23 protein-coding genes and 1 riboswitch are annotated in these 23,004 nt (G+C 43.8%); of the genes, 6 read left to right on the top strand and 17 right to left on the bottom strand.

The window, feature by feature from the left end; all coding sequences use genetic code 11:
* Nucleotides 1–16: 16 nt before the first annotated feature.
* A complete protein-coding gene (locus RWS24_RS02805; protein WP_002894209.1) occupies nucleotides 17–148 on the bottom strand; it encodes a teichoic acid D-Ala incorporation-associated protein DltX in 132 nt (43 codons plus the stop codon).
* Nucleotides 149–406: 258 nt separating this feature from the next.
* On the opposite strand from RWS24_RS02805, the gene RWS24_RS02800 reads away from it, so the two are divergent.
* The 4 genes from RWS24_RS02800 to RWS24_RS02785 all read left to right on the top strand — a co-directional run bounded on the left by RWS24_RS02800 (nucleotide 407) and on the right by RWS24_RS02785 (nucleotide 3,478).
* Nucleotides 407–745: a PadR family transcriptional regulator gene (locus tag RWS24_RS02800; protein WP_002913906.1), complete on the top strand. Its 339-nt coding sequence runs from the start codon at nucleotides 407–409 to the stop codon at nucleotides 743–745.
* Entirely contained in the window at nucleotides 720–1,319 is a 600-nt protein-coding gene (locus RWS24_RS02795; protein ID WP_314365170.1) for an HAAS signaling domain-containing protein, read from the top strand. The genes RWS24_RS02800 and RWS24_RS02795 overlap by 26 nt, the downstream gene beginning before the upstream one ends.
* On the top strand, nucleotides 1,312–2,379 hold the full coding sequence (locus RWS24_RS02790; protein ID WP_314365169.1) for a DUF4097 family beta strand repeat-containing protein: 1,068 nt from the start codon (nucleotides 1,312–1,314) through the stop codon (nucleotides 2,377–2,379). Before RWS24_RS02795 ends, RWS24_RS02790 begins: the two co-directional genes overlap by 8 nt.
* 145 nt (nucleotides 2,380–2,524) lie before the next feature.
* Nucleotides 2,525–3,478 (top strand): LD-carboxypeptidase, encoded by a 954-nt coding sequence (locus RWS24_RS02785; protein WP_314365167.1) that lies wholly within the window; start codon nucleotides 2,525–2,527, stop codon nucleotides 3,476–3,478.
* 79 nt (nucleotides 3,479–3,557) lie between these two features.
* Here RWS24_RS02785 and RWS24_RS02780 read toward each other — a convergent pair whose 3' ends face one another.
* The 3 genes from RWS24_RS02780 to RWS24_RS02770 all read right to left on the bottom strand — a co-directional run bounded on the left by RWS24_RS02780 (nucleotide 3,558) and on the right by RWS24_RS02770 (nucleotide 8,163).
* Complete coding sequence (locus tag RWS24_RS02780) at nucleotides 3,558–4,817, bottom strand: carbohydrate-binding domain-containing protein (protein WP_314365164.1); 1,260 nt, start codon at nucleotides 4,815–4,817, stop codon at nucleotides 3,558–3,560.
* Nucleotides 4,818–4,836: 19 nt separating this feature from the next.
* Nucleotides 4,837–5,550 carry a polyphosphate polymerase domain-containing protein gene (locus RWS24_RS02775; RefSeq protein ID WP_314365162.1) on the bottom strand — a complete coding sequence of 238 codons (714 nt, stop codon included), beginning with the start codon at nucleotides 5,548–5,550 and terminating at the stop codon, nucleotides 4,837–4,839.
* 189 nt (nucleotides 5,551–5,739) lie between these two features.
* The gene (locus tag RWS24_RS02770; RefSeq protein ID WP_314365159.1) at nucleotides 5,740–8,163 is read right to left on the bottom strand and encodes a YhgE/Pip domain-containing protein; all 2,424 of its coding nucleotides are present in this window, start codon (nucleotides 8,161–8,163) and stop codon (nucleotides 5,740–5,742) included.
* A gap of 370 nt (nucleotides 8,164–8,533) precedes the next feature.
* Here RWS24_RS02770 and RWS24_RS02765 point away from each other — a divergent pair, with 370 nt between their 5' ends.
* Together RWS24_RS02765 and RWS24_RS02760 are read left to right on the top strand one after the other, a co-directional pair.
* A complete protein-coding gene (locus RWS24_RS02765; protein WP_314365156.1) occupies nucleotides 8,534–9,217 on the top strand; it encodes a DUF4947 domain-containing protein in 684 nt (227 codons plus the stop codon).
* A gap of 232 nt (nucleotides 9,218–9,449) precedes the next feature.
* The gene (locus tag RWS24_RS02760) at nucleotides 9,450–9,980 is read left to right on the top strand and encodes a TetR/AcrR family transcriptional regulator (protein WP_004189391.1); all 531 of its coding nucleotides are present in this window, start codon (nucleotides 9,450–9,452) and stop codon (nucleotides 9,978–9,980) included.
* A gap of 103 nt (nucleotides 9,981–10,083) precedes the next feature.
* On the opposite strand, the gene RWS24_RS02755 is transcribed toward RWS24_RS02760, so the two are convergent.
* From RWS24_RS02755 to RWS24_RS02695, 13 genes are all read right to left on the bottom strand, one after another.
* Entirely contained in the window at nucleotides 10,084–11,028 is a 945-nt protein-coding gene (locus tag RWS24_RS02755) for a 3-oxoacyl-[acyl-carrier-protein] synthase III C-terminal domain-containing protein (RefSeq protein ID WP_314365152.1), read from the bottom strand.
* A gap of 100 nt (nucleotides 11,029–11,128) precedes the next feature.
* Nucleotides 11,129–12,388: a F390 synthetase-related protein gene (locus tag RWS24_RS02750; protein WP_314365150.1), complete on the bottom strand. Its 1,260-nt coding sequence runs from the start codon at nucleotides 12,386–12,388 to the stop codon at nucleotides 11,129–11,131.
* A complete protein-coding gene (locus tag RWS24_RS02745; RefSeq protein ID WP_314365148.1) occupies nucleotides 12,357–13,184 on the bottom strand; it encodes an MBL fold metallo-hydrolase in 828 nt (275 codons plus the stop codon). Before RWS24_RS02745 ends, RWS24_RS02750 begins: the two co-directional genes overlap by 32 nt.
* The gene (locus RWS24_RS02740) at nucleotides 13,159–14,190 is read right to left on the bottom strand and encodes an NAD(P)-dependent oxidoreductase (protein WP_314365147.1); all 1,032 of its coding nucleotides are present in this window, start codon (nucleotides 14,188–14,190) and stop codon (nucleotides 13,159–13,161) included. Before RWS24_RS02740 ends, RWS24_RS02745 begins: the two co-directional genes overlap by 26 nt.
* Nucleotides 14,191–14,390: 200 nt before the next feature.
* Entirely contained in the window at nucleotides 14,391–15,002 is a 612-nt protein-coding gene (gene rpsD, locus RWS24_RS02735) for a 30S ribosomal protein S4 (protein WP_314365146.1), read from the bottom strand.
* Between the two features lie 262 nt (nucleotides 15,003–15,264).
* Nucleotides 15,265–15,987 (bottom strand): ABC transporter ATP-binding protein, encoded by a 723-nt coding sequence (locus tag RWS24_RS02730; RefSeq protein ID WP_314365144.1) that lies wholly within the window; start codon nucleotides 15,985–15,987, stop codon nucleotides 15,265–15,267.
* Complete coding sequence (locus tag RWS24_RS02725) at nucleotides 15,987–16,988, bottom strand: ABC transporter substrate-binding protein (RefSeq protein WP_399553764.1); 1,002 nt, start codon at nucleotides 16,986–16,988, stop codon at nucleotides 15,987–15,989. The genes RWS24_RS02730 and RWS24_RS02725 overlap by 1 nt, the downstream gene beginning before the upstream one ends.
* A gap of 41 nt (nucleotides 16,989–17,029) precedes the next feature.
* Nucleotides 17,030–17,809, bottom strand: coding sequence for an ABC transporter permease (locus RWS24_RS02720; protein ID WP_185767985.1), 780 nt, complete (start codon nucleotides 17,807–17,809; stop codon nucleotides 17,030–17,032).
* A gap of 89 nt (nucleotides 17,810–17,898) precedes the next feature.
* Nucleotides 17,899–18,000, bottom strand: a riboswitch (TPP riboswitch).
* Nucleotides 18,001–18,084: 84 nt separating this feature from the next.
* Complete coding sequence (locus tag RWS24_RS02715) at nucleotides 18,085–18,708, bottom strand: HAD family phosphatase (RefSeq protein ID WP_002905662.1); 624 nt, start codon at nucleotides 18,706–18,708, stop codon at nucleotides 18,085–18,087.
* Between the two features lie 96 nt (nucleotides 18,709–18,804).
* Nucleotides 18,805–19,080 (bottom strand): Veg family protein, encoded by a 276-nt coding sequence (locus RWS24_RS02710; RefSeq protein WP_002894239.1) that lies wholly within the window; start codon nucleotides 19,078–19,080, stop codon nucleotides 18,805–18,807.
* A gap of 2 nt (nucleotides 19,081–19,082) precedes the next feature.
* Nucleotides 19,083–20,438, bottom strand: a complete 1,356-nt coding sequence (gene dnaB / locus RWS24_RS02705) for a replicative DNA helicase (protein WP_002894241.1) — start codon at nucleotides 20,436–20,438, stop codon at nucleotides 19,083–19,085.
* A 26-nt stretch (nucleotides 20,439–20,464) separates the two neighbouring features.
* Nucleotides 20,465–20,917 (bottom strand): 50S ribosomal protein L9, encoded by a 453-nt coding sequence (gene rplI, locus RWS24_RS02700; RefSeq protein ID WP_002918016.1) that lies wholly within the window; start codon nucleotides 20,915–20,917, stop codon nucleotides 20,465–20,467.
* A complete protein-coding gene (locus tag RWS24_RS02695) occupies nucleotides 20,914–22,935 on the bottom strand; it encodes a DHH family phosphoesterase (protein WP_032905415.1) in 2,022 nt (673 codons plus the stop codon). The genes rplI and RWS24_RS02695 overlap by 4 nt, the downstream gene beginning before the upstream one ends.
* Nucleotides 22,936–23,004: the final 69 nt, after the last annotated feature.

The following is a 23,004-nucleotide window of genomic DNA, read 5'->3' as shown; positions in this document are numbered from 1 at the left end:
TTCCTACTCTCTCACATTAAAATTCATTATAGATAAAGCCACCCTGACCCTGACCCAGATAGCTAAAGAAATAAAGCAAGGCCAGAAAGATAACAAAATATAGTAGGGTTTGGCCCAAAAACTTATATAGGGTTTGATGTTTTTTCATTGATCTCTCTTATATTTTTAGTTAGACTTACACCATTTTACCATTTTATGGAAGATGTTTTCAACACAAAAGCTAAGGAAGATGTAAAGTTCTTGTAAGGAAGAAAGGTACTTTGATGTGCCTTATAAACAGCCATTAAAAGACTTTTTCAAAAAATATATAAAAATTTTATATATTTTGCTTGACTTTTTCTCTAAGAGGTTGTAGACTATATATAGAAAGATTATATATAAATATTTTACACAAGGAGGTGGTCCTATGTCTTTCCCCACATCATCGGCTTTGATTGAGTTTCTCATCTTAGCCATCCTTGAAAAAGACGATTCCTACGGTTATGAAATCAGCCAGACGATTAAGCTGATTGCCAATATCAAAGAATCAACACTTTACCCTATTCTGAAGAAGCTGGAGCAAAATGACTGCCTCACGACTTATTCGCAGGAGTACCAAGGACGAAAACGAAAATACTATTCACTCACTGCCTACGGGCATGAACATCTACTCACTCTAAAAGAAGAGTGGCAAACTTATACTACGACCATCAGCGGTATCATAGAAGGGAGCATCCGTCATGACAAGAACCGAGTATCTAGCTGAGCTAGAAAAATATCTGAAAAAACTGCCACGCAAGGACTACCAGGAAGCTATGGATTACTTCACTGAGTACTTCGACGAGGTAGGCTCAGAGGGTGAGGCGGCTGCTATTACTGATTTAGGCAGCCCTAAGGAAGCGGCCCACGAGATTATGTTGAATCTTTTGGACAAAAAAGTCGAGGAAGATAATCAAGACAGCAGTTCATCAAAAAACACTAAGAACATCGTCCAGATTGCTATCCTATCCATTTTGGCAGCACCCTTGGCTATTCCGCTCTTTATTGTAGTGGCACTTTTGACTTTCGTTTTCTTCCTCTTAGTCTTTATCTTTGCTCTAGTCATGGCTATAGCTGCCTTTGCCTTCTTTATCTTTGGCATCAGCCTGATCTGGGACACTTTGACAGTGGGACTGACGACATCGATCCCGGCCTTCCTGTTCACTCTGGGGCTCAGTGTTCTAGCTCTGGGACTGTCTGGCATCTTCTACGCAGGCATTTCTCCTGTTACTCAGTTTGGCAAGGCTGGCTTTGTCAAACTAGCTCAACTTTTCGCAAAGAAAGGAGCACGTCATGGCTAACATCAAATTGAAAAAACCTCTTTTATCTGCAGCTATTTTAGCCTGCCTCTTTGGTGGCGCCCTGACAACTATCGGCTCCATTACAGGCGGTGTCAACGACTTGGTCAATTCTGCCAAAAGCAAGGTAAAACTAACGAAAAAAGAAGAAAGCTTCTCTGATCTTTCTTCCCTAAATATTAACTTAGCAGCTAGAAACCTCGTCATCAGCGAATCTCCTGATGACAAGGCTCACTTGACCTATTACCAAAGAGACGGCAACTATCAGATTGGCGGCAGCATGCTTGGAAAAATAACAACAAGTTCTGAAAATGGAAACTTAAACATCAAGGAAGATGGTGCAGACTCCTTCCACATAAGCACTGACATCCGCTCCTTCCACATAAGCACTGGCATCCGCTCCTTACTCAGCTTATTTGACCAAGAATCTCAGGAGAAGCGTACTGTGGAGCTTTCCCTGCCTAAGGGGACCAAGCTTGAGACATTCAGCGGCAGTTCGTCATTAGGAGATGTTACGCTGTCCAATCTATCAGCCAAAAATGCTGACTTCTCTCTATCTCAGGGCTCGTTGACTGTGAATGATGGCCAATTCGCATCTGGTAAATTTAAGAACTCTCTGGGAGAGATTACCATCAATAACAGTCAGATTAGCTCTGGAAAAATCATTGATTCTTCGGGTACCATCACTCTGAGCAACAGCCAGTTCGCATCTGGCGAAATATCAAACTCTCTGGGAGAGGTCAATCTAAACTCGAGCAAAATCTCCGACAGCACTCTGAAAATCTCAAGCGGCTCACTGAACTCTGAACAGTTGGAATTAGCTGGTACAATCTCTATCACTAATCAACTGGGCGATATTAATCTGCATCTGGTTTCTGGCAGTTTGTCGCAGCTATCCTTTGATCTGAAAACGGATCTAGGTGAAATTGACATCCCTAGTAGTATAAGTGTAGAGCACTCCAAAGGCCATGAACTTGGCGGCTCTGCCATCCGTAAAGTCGAAAATCCGACAACTACACTTACTGCCAGCGTCGAAAGCGGTAGCATTAAGCTCAGCGAATAAATCATAGAAAAGAATATATACAATCAGGGAGTCTTCAGCGGCTCCCTTTTTTTGATAAAAATTCCCGCACTGACCTAAGTTTGCTTTACAGGTCTTGGCCTTTGTGCTATGATATTCTATAAAAATTTATCATAAGGAGGTCCCTATGAAAAAACTCGCACCTGGTATGCACATTCGGGTCGTCAGCCCTTCGGCATCAATCGAACACATCGGTGGCTTTGAGGCCAATCTAGCCGCCAAGGAGCGCTTGGAAAAGCTGGGTTTTATCGTGTCTTTTTCGGAGCATTATCTGGAAAATGATATGCTAGACTCTGCCTCCATCGAAAGCCGGGTGGCAGACATCCATGCTGCCTTTTCGGATGACTCCGTTGATGCTATTCTGGCCACTATCGGAGGTTTTAACTGCAATGAGCTCCTGCCCTATCTGGACTTTGAATTGATTGCTAGAAATCCTAAGATTTTCTGCGGTTACTCGGACACGACAGCCTTGCTCAGCGCTATCTATAGCAAGACCGGCATGAAAACTTATATGGGACCGTCCTACTCCAGCTTTAAGATGGATGCCCTGCAGGACTATCAGACTGAGAGCTGGCTCAAGGCCGTCAGCCAGACTTCTTACGAGCTGACTCCTAGTGAAAAATGGGGCGACAATGCTTGGTATCTGCCTGATGCCCCACTGACCTTCCATGAAACGGAGTGGAAGGTCTATCATCACGGGCAAGCCCAAGCCACTGTTATCGGTGGCAATCTCTCCACCTTCTCACTCCTGCGTGGCACCCCCTATGCCCCGACAGATGATAACTATGTCCTCTTTGTTGAAGAGGCGGAGGAAGATGATTATGTGGAGTTTGACCGCAATCTAGCTGCCCTCCTTCAGGCCTATCCCAACCCGCAGGCCCTTCTCATCGGCCGCTTTCCAAAAGAATGTCAGATGACAGAGGAGCTGCTCCTTTATATCTTGGATAAACATCCTATTCTAAAGACAATTCCCGTCCTCTATGACTTGGACTTTGCTCATACTCAGCCACTTTTTACCATTACCATCGGTGCTCAAGTGACCGTGGATACGGAGAAGATCTCTATCAAAATTGATGAATAGCAAGAAATCCTCATTCCAATTGGAATGAGGATTCTTCTCTTTCATTAGACACTATTTCATTGTTATCTTGTCAGCTTTCTTATCGTCCACCAAAACCGCCTTGGCCGCCCGGGACACCGCCGCCACCAGGTCCACCAGAGCCAGGTCCGTCGGCAGTGATTTCTGTCCGGCTTTCACCATTGACCGTGATGGTACCACCAGTATAGGTAGCCGTTCCGTCAAAGTCAAAGGCAGATACCGTAGAAGTAATGTCTAAGTTTCCTCCTGACATAATGACATCGCCGTTGGAGTCTATAGCATCGGTATCGCCTTGGCCGACCTCGACCTTGATATCGCCACCGGTAATCTTGATAAAGATATCAGCTCCAGTTACGTCACTAGCTGCATTGATACCATCATCCGTCGCATAAAGGTCCAGCTTGCCGTCGTTAATGGTAACATTGGTTCCTTCCAGAGCTTCTACACTCTTGGAAACCGTAATCGTTCCACCATCAATCAAAGCAATATTGCTAGCATGCAGACCATCATCACCAGCATTAATCGTGATGGTGCCGGACTGGATATAGAGATTTCCCAGAGAAGTATCTTCATCATTGTCCGCGTGGATAGCATCTTCTGTCGCTGTGATGTCAATAGTAGCATCCTTGATATTAATGGCTGAAGCTGCTGACAGACCATTCTTAGCTGCCTTGAGTGCATAAGTGCCGCCTGTCACCCGCAAGGTCTGCTCAGACTTAATCGCTGTTTCATACTTGCCGTCAACTGTCAGACTTCCAGAGCCATTGAGAGTCAGGTCAGAGTTACTATAGATAGCTGCATCTGCATCCGTATTACTGTGATTTGATGAGTCTGAGATTGTATTTTGGCTGCCGTCAGCCAGAGTCAGGCTTGTTTTACCCGCATTTTCTACTAGAATAGCTGCGTCTGTCCCGCTCATATTTACGCCATTCAGGACGATTTGAACCTTGTCGCTATCACCTGCTTTGACGACAACCTGCACATTTTCACTCGTTCCGGAAACGACATAGGTCCCAGCCTCAGAGATTGTCACGGTAGAGCCGGAGACACTAGCGCCGTCACCAGAGGTCTTAGCACTGGATCCACTCAGGCTGATGGTCGTCACCTTGGACTCATCATAAGAAGCGTCTGAGTCCTCTGAGGCAAAGTAATCAGAAGTATTGGTCTTGGTCTGACTGGTACTGGTAGCATTAGCAGTCTGGGTAGTGCTTGAAGCTGTAGAGCTGTTGGCGTTTGAACTGCATGCTCCCAGCACTGCTGTCATCAAGACCAGTGGAATCATCAATTTAATTTTTTTAAGGGTTGATTTTGATTGTTTCATTTTTCTTTTCCTATCTATTTTATTTGCTGCTGATATAGTTTAACTTTTTGTAAGCAAAACCATATTTGGAGAAAGAGCTCGGAGACAGCTGGTAGCGATCCATGATCTCGCTAAGCCATAACGGACAAGCTTCTGGAATCTTAACTTCCATAATCACGTGGTTGGCTGGCAGGAGATGATCTCCATGGCGACCAGCCAAGAGACTCAGATCATAAGGACGGTAGGTCAGGTCGTGATCAAAGGTAATCCGAATCCGTTCATCCTCAATCCCCTTCATCGAATAACGATTGTAGCCGATATACATCATAGGCTGAATATGGCCAAAATGCCGGGTCAACCAGACCATTTCCTTATCTATCTGAAGGTCAGTCAGCTGACTATAATCACCGTCCAGATAGGCTTCTGCCGTCAGCAAATCTGCTGCAAGACGGCGTTTGGTTACCAGATTCTCAGTCTTTTTCTTGATTTCCAAAAATACTTGACTATCCTCGGTCGGATGCTCTTGATAAGTCCGCAAGCGCACCTTTTCGTCAAAGTGAGGATTTTCCAAAGACTCACAAATGAGCTGATAAGATGGCGTATCGTAGTAGAGATTGTTAATGGTCGAATAAGCTCGCTCATCCTCCACTAGATATCCTTCAAACTCTAGCAATAGATCCAGCAAGGTTTCCTTGGAAATGATGTATTTGGTTTCAAAGCGCTGAAAATGATTTTGAAAAAATTTTTTTGCCATGGGCTTCTCCCCTCTCTATCTTTCTTGAATGTAATGCAATTTTAAAGATGAAAACTTAAAAGAAAGATAAAGAAAACTTAAAGAAAACAAAACACCTCCCTTTTCAGGAGATGTTGATTAGAGAAAAAGTAAAAGAATTACAGATAGACTTTCCATCTACATTTTTACAGATTCATAAAAGCACGTGCACTAAGCTAGCTGTTTTTTATCTGTTCGATAGACCAGAGTACCAAGCGCCATGAAAAGAACTAAAACAAAAGCAAGGAAGAGCACCTGAGTACCTATTTGGCCATTCATGGAAATCGTTTGGCGTAAGCCCGATACAGAATAGCTCATTGGCAGCCAAGGGTTGATAACTTGGAAAATCTTACTAGTCAGCTCCAGCGGATACGTTCCTGCACTAGAAGCCAGCTGTAAAAGCAAAAGAATCAGAGAAGCAAAGGCACCAAGCTTGCTATCCCAAGTAACCAAAGCTGTCACAAGAGCCATAAAGGTCATGCTGGCTAGGACAATCAAACCGAGGGTTGCCCACTCATGGTTAGCAGATAGGCCTATCAAGTGCACAGCACCATAGACCAAAACACCCGCCACGACAGAAATGACTCCATTTACCTCTATACGGGCCTTCAGCCAGTCTCGTCTCGTCTTAGGTTCTTGACCCGATGGAAGTGTGCTAAAGATGATATTGGTTGAAATAGCTGCCACAAATAAAGCTACTGAAATCATATATGGCGCCATCCCAATGCCGTTTTTTTCTACCTTATTCTCATCTGTCTTGCTCAGTGTCAGAGGATCTGCTAGAGTTTTTGCATTGTCTTCCTTGGTTGAAACAGCCGACAATTTATCACCTACATCCGCGAGTCCATTGGACAAATCACTTGTTCCCACAGTAAGTTTGGAGAGATTATCTGTTAAAGCACTGCTGCCATCAGCCAGCTTTTCTGTACCGCTCGCTAATTGATTGGTTCCATCTGCTAATTTCCCGAAACTAGAGGTCAATTCTGGCGATTTATCTGTTAATTGGGCAGCCCCGTTTGCTAATTTTGTTGTATTTGCTAGCAAATCAGGGTTCTTACTTGCCAAAGCTGATGTCCCCTCAGATAGCTGACCGACTGCATTGGTATAACTTGTCACCCCTTGTTCCAATTGTGTCGCGCCAGTCGTTAGTTTATCATTTAAGGTGTCTACACCTGCGACTAGTTGATTGGCTCCTCCGCTTGCTGAACCGAGGCCTGCACTCACTGTTGATAAGCCATTATAAAGGCCATTGATCATGCTAGCTGCCTGTGGCAGAACTTGATTTGATGCACCTTCTAATTGACTAAGTTTTGTTTGACTAGCGCCTTTTATCGTTTCAAGAGAAGCCCTCATCGTATCAACTTCGGATAAAATTGCCTGAGCAGATTGGTCACTTCCCGCTTGACTAGCACTGACTGCTGCATCAATCTCAGCCTTAGCCTCGCTAGAAAGTCCTTGATAAGCACTCGTCCCTTGGACACTTGCTAAAGCTGCAGCCTTTGCATCCTGATTGTTATTGATAATGGCCTGAGCGGATGCTGCTATGCTAGTCAGTGAAGCCTCAATGCTGTCTGTCGAAACAGCTGAGTCACTTGCTGCAGCTTGAATACTTGCATTCAACTGAGTCAAGCCAGTTGCCAAATCATTCACGTTTTGCTGATTGTTAGCTAAGGTTGTATCTACCGATAACTTTAATGTAGCCAAGCCAGTGTTCAGATTCGTTACACCTGTCGATAAGGCCTGAACTCCATCTCCTGACTGGGTGAGCTGTTGGACTCCACCCAATAAGTCTGCTGATCGACCCGACAGCTGATTCGCACCTGTGGCCACAGTACTTACACCATTTGCATAAGTGTTTATCCCGTTTGACAAACTACCCAGTCCAGACGATACTTGTGCAACACTCCCAGTATAAGTCTGTAGTCCTGTATTAAATTGAGCTGCACCGGACGATAATTTGTTCGTAGCTTGATTCAGAGTTCTTAAGTTATCTGCAATTGTCTGACTGCCTGAACCTAGCTGTTGGCTGCCAGATGCTAATTGCTGAGCACCATCAGATGCCTTAACCAATCCCGTTTTTAGATCTCCCATATTCTTAAATATGGCGCTTGTATAAGTATCCGTCACATTTTGCGCCACCGTCTGCTTCAAAGAAGCCATGGCTGAATCACTCATCTTACCAGCAATAAAACTGTGGCCGCTAGACGTTTGATAGTCAATCTTCATTTGCTTAGGATTATCGGTCAAAATACTGGCTGCACGTTCAGATAAATCACTTGGAAGCGTCACAACCATGTAGTAATCACCCTTTTCCAAACCATTTTGAGCATCTTCTTTACTGACGAAGTGAAAATCCAGATTTTTATTTTCCTTGAGGCTGGAAACAACATCCTCGCCTATAGACAAAGTCTTGCCACTAGCAATTACAGCTTTATCCTGATTGACGACCGCCACTGGCAAGTCTGATACCTTTCCATACGGATCCCACATGGAGCTCAAGAAAATAACATTATACAAGGCAGGAATCAAAGATACTCCTAACATCACAATGATAAAAGTCGGCTTTTTTAAAATAGCTTTCCATTCTCTTAACATGTCTACCTCCTAAAATTATACACAGTGTCCAAATTTCGATAAAATTGATTATACACCAATCGAAAATTATTACAAGTTTATTCTTTAAAAATTGGACATGGTGTCTAATTTTGTTTAAAAAGATTATAGGGAAGCGGAATAAATTGGTTCTACTGTATTTAAGCTTTAAATCATGTAGATAAAAAATTTTTGCCACAGGTAGCTACACTGGAAATCAGTATTATGTTAGAATGATAAGCGAGGTAAATGGAGTCAAGCATCGAGCTCTTAACTTGACGATACGGTTCCATGTGAAACACTGCTGCCAGCAGATGCCTCACATCACAATAGCTCAAGTCAGATTGAGCATAGTAAAGAAAGGTTTAAGACAATGAAAAAAAGAACACTATTTAGCTTATTTTCTCTAGTTGCAGCACTATTTCTGCTGTCAGCCTGCAGTTTGTTTTTGCCACAAAGGTCAAATCGTCCAGCTCAGTCTTCTGAGACTAGAAAGCTAGAAAAGAAAGATAGCTCCAACAAGTCTAAAAGTTTTGACAGCAAAAAATCTGAAACAAAAGAATCTTCATCTTCCAGCAGCTCTGAACATCAAGAGGACGGAAAAGAACAAGAAAAAACCACAGATGGTCTTCCAGAAGATGCCGATCATGCTAAGAAAGATAAGATTTATGCGACTGGCGATGCCAAGGTTTATTACCAATCCTATGAATCTGGGGGTTTTGAAGCTCAAATTCCTGAATTTAAAGGATATACCCAAGAAAAAGTTAAAAGTATTTTCGGCGAGCCAGAAAAAGTAAGCACCGACCTCGCTTCTGAATACGAAGCCTTCCAAAACAAAGAATTAGAAAATCTGAAGAGGCTGGTTCAAGAGCAAAAAATCAACACCGAACAAGCGCGTGCTTTCTTAGCAGGTGTAGTTGATATTTCTCAAGCATCAAGGTTACAAAATACCTATACGATTTACTCTTATAAAAATGAACAAATTTCTATTATCTTCTCGCAAGAGGGTGAGTTGCTTTACGTCACTCCCGACCCCGACTACCTCTACTTTAAATAATGCTCAAAACGAAGGCCGAGACTTTGCTTTAAGTCTTGGCTTTATTATTTTACCAGTCTAAGAAACCTAACAAAATAAAATTTTGCCTATCTATGCCTATTTTCGGAATTTAACTCTTTTCCACTTGAAAAACATTTGATATAATAGTACATGGAGAAAAAGAAAAAGTAGTTTGCTATGATAGCTATTAGTTTGAAGAGCAGACTGAGGCTTAGCCTCAAAGGGAGATTTTATGTTAGAAAGCAATAAACGCCGAAAAACCAAGGCTATTATTGAGAGAGCCATGGTTTCACTACTGCATCAGCAGTCCTTCGACCATATCACTACTGTCCAGCTAGCTCAAGCTGCTGGCATCAGCCGTAGTAGTTTTTATACTCACTACAAGGATAAGTACGATATGATTGAACGTTATCAGCAAAACCTCTTTCATCAACTGGGGTATATTTTTGATAACAATCAGGAGGATATTCAAACTGCGATTACGGAGGTCTTTCAGTTCCTCCAGCTAGAGCCGCTTTTAGCTGCTCTTCTGACGGAAAACGGAACGAAAGAAATTCAAAATTTCCTGCGCCATAAGCTGCAGATGATGCTAGCTGATAGCCTTCAGGATCGCTTTAGCAATCGCATTTACAATCATTTTGAAAAAGAATACAGCCGGGTCTTTCTCGCTAATGCCTTTTTCGGCGTCTGCCAGATGTGGGTTTCCAGAGGAAAAAAAGAAAGTCCTGAACAAATAGCAGAATTTCTTTTAAAAATGATATAAGAAGTTGCTTAAGCCCATCGGGCACACTTCTACTCAAATTTTTGAACAATTAAACAGGGTGTACGAAACCAAAAGAGGTTCTGTACACCCTATTTTTATTGTATTATAATTTCATAGCCAACATATTGACTGTCATACCAGCTGCTGTTCCCATCAGAGCGATGGTGTCTCCTTCCTTGACTAGATTGCGCTCCAGAGCATAGCAGAGAGAAAAGGGCACTGCTACTGACACCATATTACCATAGTCTTGCACAATATTAAGGTATTTATCATCAGGAATACCCAAGCTGCGCATGACCATTGGCAGAGCACGACTCGCCTGATGCGGAATGATATAATCCAAGTCAGACAGGCTGAGACCACTCTTTTCCTTAAACTCTTTAAACATTTCTGGAATTTTTCTGGCAGAGAGCAAGAGTATCTTCTTACCATTCATGTCAAACATGTAGTGAGTCTTGGTAGCATCCGAATACTCCTTAGGCTGAAAAGATGTCAAACCACCGCGAATCTCTGTATCATGAGCTCCCTCGGACCAGGTTCGCTGCAGACTGGAGATAACCCCTCTCTCTTCCTCTGTTGCTTCAAAAATCAAAGCTGCTGCTCCGTCACTGAACAACTCAAAACTTTCTTTCTGATTGGGATTAAGCCCTAAACTTCCAACCTCACTAGACACGATGAGGATTCTATGATACTCACCAGCCTCCAACAAATGAGACATGAGACTCAAAGCCGAGATAAAGCTGGTGCAAGTCGTATTGATATCCATGGCTGGAATGGACAAGCCCTTGGCCACCAACTCATGAATCAGAGCCGCAGTGCAGGGAATAGGCTGGACGCCCACTGCACTGGCCGACACGATGCAGTCAATGTCTTTGATTGTCAAGCCCGCTTGCTGCAGGGCTTTTTCAATCGCCTTAACAGCCATAGAAAGCTGGGTTTCTTCATTTTCCACCACTCGATAACGGGTCTGATCCTTAAAAGTCACAGTATTTCTAGGTAGATGCGTACCATAACCAACAATCTTTATATGATTCTTTACTGCAGTCATATTAAACTCCTTCTTGTCAGACTTGGGGCTGCTCAGCAGCTGAGTAAACTGCCAAAGCACTTGAGCCACCAATTCATATGTTTTCCAAATTGGGGCATTCTTAAGCCCGATAGATGCGTTTCAACTTACGGCTTCTGTCCCGCTGATAATCTTTAAAAGAAATAGCAGGCATAAGAAAGTCTTTATCAGTCGCTAAGTTCTGAAACTGCTGGACAAGCTCGTCTTCTCGCTGCTGACTACGATGTTCGATAGCAATGGTCAGCGTATGGTCCTGTTTCTGAGCGACTTGGTATTCTCCAATCCCATCAACTAAGAGCAGGCAGCGGCGAATAAAGTCTGGAAAGACCTCCACCGACTGACCTGCAGCATTTTCAAAAATGAAAATATCATCCGAGCGCCCCTCAATCCTATCAATCCGTGTAAAGACCGAACCGCAGGGGCAAGGTTCAGGATTTTCCACCAAGATATCATTCAGCTCATATTGAAAAATTGGCTGAGATGTCCGCTTGAAATCAGTAATTATTGGATAAAAGCGTCTATCATCCAAGTAGTGCTTATCTACATGGACAATGTCTTCATTTAGATGAAGATTCCCGTGGATACAAGTGCAGGCTAGAAAGCCCTCGGTCGCTTGGTAGACCTGATCCACCTTTTTTAGAGCAAATCCTTCTTGAATCCTCTGCCGATCTGGCTCTTCCAAAATCTCTGCCACTGATACGACTTTGCTAGGGGCAATTTTCAAATTTCCTGCCTGGACTTGTTTAGCCAGATCCAAGAGCATTGATGCTGGCGCTACCAAAATTGTCGGCTGGTAAGCATTCAAGCGCTCTACATGCTCTTCGGCTCCCTGAAAAGTATCAAAATACTCCAGAGAAATCAAGCCTGAATTGACAGTCTGATAGAGCTGGTTGTCTGCCCGAAGAAAGAAAGCTATTTTGTGCCCAAAGAGTTTGCCTGTAGGCAGCATCTTGGCCAAGATGGCTGCCGCCCACATACTGCGCTCCTTTTCAGTGGTGACAAATAAACCTCGGTGACCGGATGTCCCTGAAGACAAGCCGACAGCAATCTCTCCTATCATGGGACTAAAATCACGTGTTCGCTCGCTCTCCAGTGCCAAAGCTAGCAACTCATCTCGATCCAGCCCTTGAGTATTGAGCTCATTGAAATGCTCCATCATAAAGGCCTTATTCATCTTAAAATCTGCTGGGATGCCTGATTTAAAATAAGGTGATTCCTGCTGCAGAAATTCCCGATAGGCTGCTAAAGCCTTGACTTGATAGCTTTCCAGAGCCTGTTGATCTTTAAATCGATGCCCCCAGCGCATGACGCTAAAGGTTTTTAGAAATGTTCCTAGTTTCATACAAAATCTGCTCCGCTCTCTCAGCCGGATCATGACTGACTAGCACCTGATAGCCAACAGCAAGCAACTGCCGCAGCAAGGCCACACCAGCCATGTATTCTTCCTTGTTATCTTGGATTAGTGACGGCAAGAAACGCATCTGCTCCGTATAAGGCAACAGATCCACGCCCCAGCACAAATCAGCTCCGATAAACAGATGATAATCTGGCAAAAAGAGACAAGCTTGACCAGCGGCATGGCCATCAACTGAGGCCAGATATATACTGCCATCCCCAAACAAGTCAACTGTCTTGCGATAGAGGAATTCTGCTTGGACCTGCTGAGGTTCCACCACTTCCAACCGACTCTCAAAATCCTGCGGAAGAAATTCCTTGAAAATCAAATCCTTAAGCTTGGCATGTTGATAAGTTTTGAAGACGGTCTTGGTCAGAATGAAGCGAGCCTTGGGAAAGAAAGCAGCTCCGCCGATATGATCTGGATGCAAGTGCGACAAGATGACATAAGAAATATCTTCTGGCGCAATTCCTTTTTGCTCAAGCAGACGATCTACACGCTCCTCTTCTGACATATCAACAGGCGTTCCCAGACCATAAAGCCAGTATTTAAGTTTGGGCTTCAGAATAGCTGGAGAATAGCCAGTGTCATAGAGAATATAGCCTTTCTCACGATGCTTCAAGAGGAAAACGCCAGCTGGAAAAATTATTTTTTTCTTGGCAACTCCCTTAAACATCTGCTGCAAGTGACTGCTGCAGCGCCCAGGCTGAAGATACTCAATTTTCTCGATAATGTTGGACATATTTTGCAATCCCTTCACTGATTGTCAACTTGGGTTGATAGCCCAAATCCCTTACTGCTGCTGATATATCCAGCGTTTGACTGTAACGCATTAAGTAATAAGTGTAAAGAGTCAGAGGTGGCTCTTTTTCAATGTTAAAAAAGCGATAAAAGCTTTCAAATCCTTGTGCCAGAAGACCTAAAAAAGCAGCAGGTAACTTAATGTAACGTTTACGAACCTGTAAACCTTCCAAAGCTTCATCCAGCATATCCTTGAAACTACGGGATTCTCCGTTGGTAATGTTGTAAACTTGTCCTTGCGCTTCTGGAATTTCCAAAGCCAGACGAACAGCCAAGGCCACATTTTCCACACAGGTCATATCCATCATTTGCTGGCCATTTCTGATGAGTGGAATCGCCAGTTTTTGGCTCAAGCGCAGAATCCTAGGAAAGATACTGGTATCTCCAATACCAAAAAGCCCTCTAGGACGTAAGATAACCGATGGAACTTGAGGATAGCTTCGGACAATCCGCTCAGCCATGAGCTTGCTTTTAATATAGAAATTCAGCTCGTTTTCCTGAGGAGCAGCCTCTTCTTTGATAGCAAGTTGGTCACGCGCCGCAGCATAAATACTCGGAGAGGAAATATAGACCAGTCGTTGCACTCCAAAATGTCGGCAGGCTTCCATAACCAGCTTGGTTCCTACTACATTGGTCTGATAAAACTGCTCCCATGGTCCCCAAATCGTTGAGAGGGCACCAGCATGCACCACTGCATCCACTCCTTCGCAGGCTGCAAAAATCTCTTCTTCTCTGGTAAAATCCCCAGCAAAAAACTCTACTAAGGGACCTTCTAATTGCCGGCCCGCCTTCAGATTGCGTCCAAATGCTCGCACCTGATAGCCTTGTTCAGCCAGCTCTTCAACAACATACTTTCCTAGAAAGCCAGTCGCTCCTGTCACTAGAACCTTCATCGCTACTCCTTTCATACAATTTTCTGTTTCTGTCTTGTCCCCATTATACACCATTTCAGCAAATCTTCCGTAAAAAAGCTGGAAAAAATCTTTACAGAGTGTCTCACCTGATTGGATAGGAGCAGAAAGAAATAAGATAATTTCCCAAAACAGCTGTCTCAATCCATTGACATTTTTTAGTTGGAAATAGCTCTAATTAATTCATTGAGAGTATAAAAAAGAAGCCGGGAAACCGACTTCTGAACAAATACAAATTAAAGCATTTTGTTATAGAATTCAACGATAAGTGCTTCGTTGATTTCTGGGTTGATTTCATCGCGCTCTGGAAGGCGAGTCAATGAACCTTCTAATTTTTCAACATCGAATGATACGAATGCTGGACGTCCAAGAGTTGCTTCAACAGCTTCAAGGATTGCTGGAACTTTCAATGATTTTTCACGAACTGAGATCACTTGACCTGGAGTTACGCGGTATGATGGGATATCAACGCGTTTTCCGTCAACAAGGATGTGACCGTGGTTTACGAATTGACGAGCTTGACGACGAGTAGTCGCAAGACCAAGACGGTAAACAACGTTATCCAAACGACGTTCCAAAAGAAGCATGAAGTTGAAACCTAGGATTCCGCCTTTGATTTTTGTAGCTTGTACGAACAAGTTACGGAATTGTTTTTCACCTACACCGTAAGTGAAACGAAGTTTTTGTTTTTCAGCCAATTGCAAACCATATTCTGACAATTTGCTACGGTTGTTTGGTCCATGTTGACCAGGTACATAGTTGCGGCGAGCCAATTCTTTACCTGTACCAGTAAGAGAAAGACCCAAACGACGAGCTTGTTTCCAAGATGGTCCTGTATAACGTGACATAAAAATGTCCTCCTGTAAAATATTTTTGAGGAAATAGTCACTTGGAAAGCCCTGATTCGTGCAGAACATTTTCGCCCAAACAGCTAAGGCTACTTTTATAGCTGATGTTCTGTTGACGAGCTCCATGCTTTCCTGCTGCTATTTCACACAAGGGCTATTGTACCATGAATAAAGTCAAAAGTAAAGGGGCTCATGCAAAAAATCAAGCCAAAAGGCTTGATTGAAGTTGTTTCTTGAAAGCAAAGGAATTCAGGCAGTTGCTTCATATTCCCAAAATCCTCAAAATCTCCTGCTTGTATCGCAGCTTCTGCAGTTCCTTATCCTCGCCGTCTAACCAGGTCAATTGGAGATCTGCAACGATTTGCCCAGGCCTATTTTTCAGAATATAGATACGGTCACTGAGAGCCAGAGCTTCCTCGATGCTATGAGTGATAAGGAGAGTCGTCAGACCCAGTCTACGATGAATATCCAGATACCAAGTGTGCAGCTCCATCTTGGTCAGCTCATCCAAGGCACTAAAGGCCTCGTCCAGAAGAAATAGCTTGTGGCCGAACATATAGGTTCGCAGCAGAGCCACGCGCTGCCGCATCCCCCCGCTCAGCTCATGTGGATACTTATCTGCCACATCAAAGAGCCCGAACTCCTTCAAAATCTGAGTCGCCTGATCCGTCGCTTCCTTTTTGGATACCTTTCGGATTAGCATGGGCAAGATGACATTGCCCAGCACCGTCTTGTGCTCCAGCAGCAAGTCCTTCTGCAGCATATAACTCACCCGACCCTTGGGATTTTCCTGCCCGTCTAGGACAATCCTGCCCGACTGGACCTCCAAAATCCCAGCAATCAGATTAAAGAGGGTCGTTTTCCCGACTCCACTAGGCCCCAAAATCGCTACAACCTGGCCTGCTTCTACCTCTAGACTGATGTCTTTCAAAATCTGTTGCTCATCGTAAGCATAGCTTACATTTTCAAGTTTGATTTCTGTCATTATTTCACAAATTCATTGCTGAATCCCTTGTCACTCAAGTCATTGTCCACGATATCATTATCCTTAGCCCATTTGTAAAAGGCGTTCCAGCGGCTAGCCTCAAACTGACCCCACTTGTCCTTATTCGATGCATATTGCTCAGACAGATATTTTTGCGAAGCCAAGACAAAGTCGCGCTTGTTTTTCAATTCCGGCGCATGCTTGATTAAAATATCCGCTGCTTCTTCAGGGTGCTCCATGGCATATTGATAGCCTTTCTTGATAGCCTGCAAGACCTTTTTCGCCTCTTCCGGATTCTTCTTGAGATAGTCATTATTAGCAATAATCACTGGAGAATAATAGTCAAACTCCTTTACATAGTCCTTCATATAAAAGAAATTAGTATCCATGCCCTGAGTCTGAGCCATGATGCCGTCCCAGCCATGATAAATCCACGCTGCATCAAACAAACCATTTTCAATCGGCGTAATTGAGTTGGAATCGTTGTTGGGAACCTTTTCTACCTCATCAAACTGACCGCCTTGGCTTTCGACCAAGGTTTTGAGCATGCCCAGCTCCACCGGATCATTCCAGGTGCCGTATTTCTTGCCAGCCAGATCCTTAGGACCTGTAATCCCTGCAGACTTCTTGGAAATGATGCCTGAAGTATTATGCTCAACGATGGCCGCAACAGCAGTGATTTCCGCACCCTTATCCAATTTTTTAGCCATGGAGTCCTGGAAGTAAATACCAAAAGGTGCCTTACCATTGATAATCAGATCCGAGCTGCTGTCTTCTGGTGGCAACTTGATATCCACATCCACGCCTGCTTCCTTAAAATAGCCCTTTTCCTGAGCCACATAAAGGCCGGTATGGTTGGTGTTAGGTGACCAGTCTAGGATAAAATCAATCTTTTTATCCTTGCTTTCAGATGTAGATTTCGACTGACCGCAGGCCGCTAGGCCAACGATAGACACGGCAGCTAAACCTGCCAGCAGCATTTTGTAACTTTTTTTCATCATTATCCTCTTTTCTTTCTTTGGGAAATAGCAGAGCTGAACTCCTATTTCCACTTAATGACATATTTTTCACTGACAGCCACCAGCTTCATTCCCAGAAGGCTGATGACCGAAACCAATATGATAATAGCAAACATGGTGTCGTACTGGAAAAGCTTCTTAGACTGGATCATATAAACACCCAGCCCTTCAAAACCGCCCAGCCATTCGGAAACCACAGTCGTGATAAAGGCATAGGAAACACTGACGCGCAAGCCCGCATAGAAATAGGGCAGACTAGCTGGAATCTTAAAATGCCAGAGAATCTGCCAGCGATTGGCCTGCATAAGCTCAAAGAGAGTCAGAGTATCCCGGTCACAATGCCGAAAACCGTCCAGAATACTGACGATAATCGGAAAAGTTGTCGTCAGAATAATGAGCACAATCTTGGGCAAAATCCCATAACCCAGCCAGAGAACCAGAATTGGCGCCAAAGCAATGGTCGGAATAGTCTGCACCACGACCATCATGGGATAAATCAGATCATTGAGCCAGCTCATGCTGTCCATGAGTATAGCTAGTATACAGGCCAAGATAAGACCCAGCAATAAACCCAACAAGGCCACTTTTAAGGTCGCCCAGCTATGACTTGCTAGAAATCCAGCATCTCTGATAAAGGCCTGACCGATTTCCAGAGGTGTCGGCAGGATAAACTTGGGCAAGAGCTTGAGCCAGCCCATGACCTGCCAGATGACAAGGACACCCAGCATACCTAAGAGACCGATTTGCTGCCGCATCAGCCTTTGTAGTGCTTTCATTAGAACTATTTTCCTCCCTTCCTGCATTTTGGTGCTGCAATTCTTCAAGATATCACCATCGATAAAGATGATAAAAGAAAAGGCCTTTTCCATATATGGAAAAGGCGCACAAATACCACTATTTTCGGTATGATTCCTACGCTGGCATTACCCAGATCAGGTGCGGTCGAAGCTTACACTTCCTCTCAGACTGTACACAGACTCCCATATATAGGACTATGATAGCGCAATCATCAGCAAATGTCAAGGTTGAAGCTTGGACTCACTCCTTTTCAACGATAAGTAAAGCAAACGATCATCAATCAGTCAAACTTCCCTTTCGCAGCCAGCAAAGTCTCCATAGCCCTGATATTCTCTGTCTCGCTTGTGGATAAGATGGTTTCAAAGCCCAATTCAGCTGCCGTATCTAAGTTAGCCTGAATATCATCAATGAAGACGGATTCTACTGGATTCAGATTATATTTTTTCAACAGCTTTTGGTAAATCTCTGCTTCTGGCTTGACGACACCGACCTCTGAGGAAAGGATATAGCCCGACAGCAGTGGGTAAATGGGCAACAAACCAGCTTTTTCAATATGATAAAAAATCTCACAAGTGGTTGACAAGATATAGATTCGATAACCTTGATCAGACCATAGCCGAATCCTTTCCTGTAAACCACTGTAAACATGCACAACCTCATACCAGTGATAGAGGATATTCTTAACGGCAGAATGATAGGAGACGTCCAACTGAGCCAGGACTTCCTCACAAGCTTCTTTCAAACTCCGCTCTCCCCTGTCCGTCTGATGCCAGACACCCGACTCAAAAATGACCTGCCTAAGAACCTGCTGCCGCTCTTTCTCAGGTTCAAAATATGTCAAGATTTTCTCAGAATTCCATTCAATCAGAACATTGCCCAAATCAAAAACCAAATTTTTAATCATGATGACCACCTGTTTTCTTTGCTTATCATCCTCTATATAAGTCGATTTGACTGAGGAATTGCTTCAAATATAAGTAAAAAGGCCCACCGGACCTTTCTATTCATCAAAATAACGGATGAGGTTCTTTTCTGTCAAAATGTCAGAATAAGTATAAGACTCTACATAGGTATTAGAGATTTCCCCTGGCTGACCGCCTTCATTGGAATATTCCACGATAAACAAAGACGGATAGACTTCAATCAGACGGCCTTGCTTGCTTTTTTGGCGCTTACGACCGTTTTCCAGCGTCATCTCAACGATTTGTCCCTCATGCGCCTTGATATCTTCTTTGATTTTTTTCATTTTTGCCACATCTGTAAATGCATCACTCATCTTTATTCGTCCTCTCTTTTGGAAATACTTGAGAATTTATTATACTCTTTCTGGAAAATTAACTCTACTGTACCACGCGCTCCACTCCGGTTTTTCTCGATAATGACTTCAACCTTGTTGTTGGGAATGCCTTCTTCCTCCTCACCAGCTCGATCATAATAATCATCCCGGTAAAGGAAGGCAACGATATCCGCATCCTGCTCAATGGAACCTGATTCCCGAATATCAGACAGCACTGGTCGCTTATCCTGCCGCTGCTCCACGCCACGCGAGAGCTGACTCAGCGCAATGACCGGCACCTTGAGCTCCTTCGCCAAGATTTTCAACTGTCGGGAAATTTCCGAAACTTCTTGCTGGCGATTTTCACGACCAGTTCCTGTGATCAGCTGCAGATAGTCAATCAAGACCAGCCCTAGATTGCCCGTTTCCTGGGCCAGTTTTCGAGCCCGCGAGCGAATCTCCGTAATCCGAATCCCTGGTGTATCATCGATATAAATACTAGCATTGGCCAGATTAGCTGTCGCAATGGTATATTTTTGCCACTCTTCATCTGTCAGTTGCCCCGTACGAATGGAATGAGAGTTAATCACCCCTTCTGAAGCCAACATCCGGTCCACCAAGCTCTCCGCACCCATTTCCAGAGAGAAAATGGCCACAGTCTTATCCAGCTTGGTTCCGATATTCTGAGCGATATTAAGGGCAAAGGCTGTCTTTCCGACCGCTGGCCGAGCCGCCAGAATGATTAATTCTTCCTCATGCAGACCAGTCGTCATCTTGTCCAGCTCACGATAGCCAGTCGCAATCCCAGTGATATCTGATGTCTGCAGAGATCGAGCCTCCAGATTGCCAAAGTTAAGATTCAGCACATCACGGATATTTTTAAAGCCACTGCGGTTAGCTGTTTCACTGACATCAATCAGTGCTTTTTCAGCTCCGGCGATAATTTCCTCTGACAGCCGGTCGCCATCATAGGCTTGATTGATAGACTCTGTCAGACGCGAAATCAGCCGCCTTAGAATGGCCTTCTCTGCAACGATTTTAGCATAGTATTCAGCATTGGCAGATGTTGGCACAGAATTGACCACTTCCACCAAGTAGCTGAGACCGCCGATATTCTGCAAGTCACCCTGGCTGTCTAAAATATTGCGAACCGTCGTTGCATCAATGGCATCGCCGCGGTCAGCCAAGTCAATCATAGCCTTGAAAATCAAGCGATTGGCATACTTAAAGAAGTCAGCAGGCTCGATATACTCACGAACAAAGACCAGTTTGCTCTCATCAATGAAAATGGCTCCTAAGACGGACTGCTCCGCTAAAATATCCTGAGGCTGAGCTCGGAGTTCATCAATCTCTGCCATCGGTAAATCCTTCCTTCAAATCACTATTATCCTTCTTTAACCCGCAAACGGATCACCCCAGTTATATCCTGATAAATTTTCACTGGAACATCTATCAGACCAATGGAACGAATCGGTGAGTCCACCTTAATATGGCGCTTATCAATTTTAATGCCAAACTGCTTCTGTAGCTCTTCTGCTATTTTCTTGCTGGTAATAGAGCCAAAGGTACGGCCGTCCGGACCAACTTTTTCAGTAAATTGAACAAGAGTAGCTTCTGCTGCTAACTTAGCTTTAATAGCTTGAGCTTCTGCCACTAGTTCTGCGTGAGCTTTTTCTTCGGACTTTTGCTTGCCGCGCAGTTCACCAATAGCCTGCGCTGTTGCTTCCTTGGCTAAATTTTTCTTAATCAGAAAATTTTGAGCATAGCCAGTTGGCATTTCCTTGATTTCGCCTTTTTTGCCCTTGCCTTTTACATCTGCTAAAAAAATTACTTTCATCCTTTTTTCTCCTCGTCTATTATTACTTCCTCTTTAATGACTTGGTCCATAATTTCTTGATTCAGCGACTGAAGGACCTCAGAAACTGTTTTACCTTCAATTTGAGCTGCTGCCAGATTGAAATGACCGCCACCGCCCAGCTTTTCCATAATTCGCTGAACATTGATCTTGCTGCGACTGCGAGCCGAAATAGACACATAACCTTTGGTATTCTTGCTCACGACAAAAGTAGCTTCAATTCCTGACATGGAGAGCATGGTATCAGCTGCCTTACTGATGACAACCGTATCATAAGTGTTCTCCTCTGGACCAGCTGCTACAATGACATTAGGCAAAATCTTCTTACCATTTAAAATCAGCTCATTAATCGCACGATATTCCTCAAAATTCGTAGCTGAAATGTCCTGAATCACAACACTGTCACTGCCCCGAGTTCGTAGATAGCTGGCCACATCAAAGGTCCGACTGGTGACTCGAGATGAAAATCCTTTGGTGTCAAGCATAATCCCCGCCATGAGAATGCTGGCTTGCATCTTACTGAGACGGTTCTTTTTAGAATTCTGGAACTGAATCAGCTCCGTCACCAACTCACTAGCACTGCTAGCCCCACTTTCGATATAGGCAATCACAGCATTTTCCGGAAAATCTTCATCACGGCGATGGTGGTCGACTACGATAATCTGACTGAATTGATCAAAGAAATCCTTAGACAGAGTCAGAGATATCTTGGAGTGATCAACCATAATCAAAAGAGAACGATTGGTCACCATATTTACTGCTTCAGAAAGCGGCACCAGATAGTCAGCCCCTTCCTGCTGGAGCTTTGTAATGGACCGCTCAATATCAGAAGCCATCTGAGACGGATCATAGACCACATAAGTTTTCTCGATGATATTACTAGCAAAAAGCTGCATACCAAGAGAAGAACCCAAGGCATCCATATCCAGATTTTTATGTCCGACTACAAATACCTGATCCACACTCTTAATCTTATCAGAGATCGCAGTCATCATAGCCCGAGTTCGGGTGCGCGTCCGCTTAACAGCTGACGCCGTTCCTCCACCAAAGAAAATTGGGTTCATGTTGTCGTTATTTTCTTTGACGACAGCTTGATCCCCACCCCGAACTTCAGCTAAGTTGAGGTTAAGCAGGGCTACCCGACCGATTTCATCATGATTGCCATCACCATAAGAAAAGCCCATACTAAGTGTCAGTGACAGCTCTCGATTTTTAGCTTCCGTCCGGAATTGATCAATGATAGAAAATTTATTTTCCATCAGCTGTTCCAGCACTGTGTAATCCGTAAAAAGATAGAACCGATCCATGCCAACCCGACGGTAAAACATGTGAAACTGCTCAGAAAATTCTGCTACGAAGTTGGCCACAAAGCTATTGATATGACTGATATCCGTGTCTGAAACGACATCTTCCAAATCATCATAATTATCCACAGAGATAATCCCAATCACCGGGCGCGTTGTCACCAGACCAACAGTGGCTTCGTATTCATTGGATGCATCAAAAAAATAAAACACACTGGATGCACGGTCCAAGTAAACCGAATATTTCTTGTCTCCAACCGTAGCATAATGACCAGAGTCTGAATAAGCAGCCTTCATGATATTCTTGAGCATATCAGCATCAAAATCACCATCTTCGGTTGTAAAAATCAGTTCTGCATATGGATTAAACCACTCTACATCACTACTATCTTCACTGATTTTAATGACACCAACTGGCATCTTATCCAGCAAGGAAGCGAGGCTTCCTTCTGCTTGATGATTGACATAATGAATCTGCTCAATCTCATCTAGCTCGGATACTCTCTGTTGCTGGATAAAAAGCACAATCAAAAGAGCCAGCACAAGCATGAGAGCAGCTAGCATGGCCAAACTATCACCGAAAAGCCTCAGACAGATGGCTAAGATTATAAAGGAAATTAGACCCGCCATCGCCAAGTGAATTGGGGCAAAACGAAATTTTTTCATCATAGACCTCTTATTCCGCCATTTTACCATAAATCCTAGAAAAAAGCGAATTTCTCCCAATAATCAAAGCATTTAAGAAGGGTAAAGGAAGCGAAAAAT

The sequence above is a fragment of the uncultured Streptococcus sp. genome, assembly GCF_963528215.1.
GTDB lineage: Bacteria > Bacillota > Bacilli > Lactobacillales > Streptococcaceae > Streptococcus.
The sequence above is the reverse complement of the archived record's forward strand: the minus strand, read 5'-3'. Positions and strand labels throughout refer to the sequence as shown.

Coding starts and splice junctions, on each gene's coding strand:
- RWS24_RS02805 (WP_002894209.1), bottom strand. CDS start 148: ATGAAAAAACATCAAACCCTATATAAGTTTTTGGGCCAAACCCTACTA.
- RWS24_RS02800 (WP_002913906.1), top strand. CDS start 407: ATGTCTTTCCCCACATCATCGGCTTTGATTGAGTTTCTCATCTTAGCC.
- RWS24_RS02795 (WP_314365170.1), top strand. CDS start 720: ATGACAAGAACCGAGTATCTAGCTGAGCTAGAAAAATATCTGAAAAAA.
- RWS24_RS02790 (WP_314365169.1), top strand. CDS start 1,312: ATGGCTAACATCAAATTGAAAAAACCTCTTTTATCTGCAGCTATTTTA.
- RWS24_RS02785 (WP_314365167.1), top strand. CDS start 2,525: ATGAAAAAACTCGCACCTGGTATGCACATTCGGGTCGTCAGCCCTTCG.
- RWS24_RS02780 (WP_314365164.1), bottom strand. CDS start 4,817: ATGAAACAATCAAAATCAACCCTTAAAAAAATTAAATTGATGATTCCA.
- RWS24_RS02775 (WP_314365162.1), bottom strand. CDS start 5,550: ATGGCAAAAAAATTTTTTCAAAATCATTTTCAGCGCTTTGAAACCAAA.
- RWS24_RS02770 (WP_314365159.1), bottom strand. CDS start 8,163: ATGTTAAGAGAATGGAAAGCTATTTTAAAAAAGCCGACTTTTATCATT.
- RWS24_RS02765 (WP_314365156.1), top strand. CDS start 8,534: ATGAAAAAAAGAACACTATTTAGCTTATTTTCTCTAGTTGCAGCACTA.
- RWS24_RS02760 (WP_004189391.1), top strand. CDS start 9,450: ATGTTAGAAAGCAATAAACGCCGAAAAACCAAGGCTATTATTGAGAGA.
- RWS24_RS02755 (WP_314365152.1), bottom strand. CDS start 11,028: ATGACTGCAGTAAAGAATCATATAAAGATTGTTGGTTATGGTACGCAT.
- RWS24_RS02750 (WP_314365150.1), bottom strand. CDS start 12,388: ATGAAACTAGGAACATTTCTAAAAACCTTTAGCGTCATGCGCTGGGGG.
- RWS24_RS02745 (WP_314365148.1), bottom strand. CDS start 13,184: ATGTCCAACATTATCGAGAAAATTGAGTATCTTCAGCCTGGGCGCTGC.
- RWS24_RS02740 (WP_314365147.1), bottom strand. CDS start 14,190: ATGGTGTATAATGGGGACAAGACAGAAACAGAAAATTGTATGAAAGGA.
- rpsD (WP_314365146.1), bottom strand. CDS start 15,002: ATGTCACGTTATACAGGACCATCTTGGAAACAAGCTCGTCGTTTGGGT.
- RWS24_RS02730 (WP_314365144.1), bottom strand. CDS start 15,987: ATGACAGAAATCAAACTTGAAAATGTAAGCTATGCTTACGATGAGCAA.
- RWS24_RS02725 (WP_399553764.1), bottom strand. CDS start 16,988: ATGATGAAAAAAAGTTACAAAATGCTGCTGGCAGGTTTAGCTGCCGTG.
- RWS24_RS02720 (WP_185767985.1), bottom strand. CDS start 17,809: ATGCAGGAAGGGAGGAAAATAGTTCTAATGAAAGCACTACAAAGGCTG.
- RWS24_RS02715 (WP_002905662.1), bottom strand. CDS start 18,708: ATGATTAAAAATTTGGTTTTTGATTTGGGCAATGTTCTGATTGAATGG.
- RWS24_RS02710 (WP_002894239.1), bottom strand. CDS start 19,080: ATGAGTGATGCATTTACAGATGTGGCAAAAATGAAAAAAATCAAAGAA.
- dnaB (WP_002894241.1), bottom strand. CDS start 20,438: ATGGCAGAGATTGATGAACTCCGAGCTCAGCCTCAGGATATTTTAGCG.
- rplI (WP_002918016.1), bottom strand. CDS start 20,917: ATGAAAGTAATTTTTTTAGCAGATGTAAAAGGCAAGGGCAAAAAAGGC.
- RWS24_RS02695 (WP_032905415.1), bottom strand. CDS start 22,935: ATGGTAAAATGGCGGAATAAGAGGTCTATGATGAAAAAATTTCGTTTT.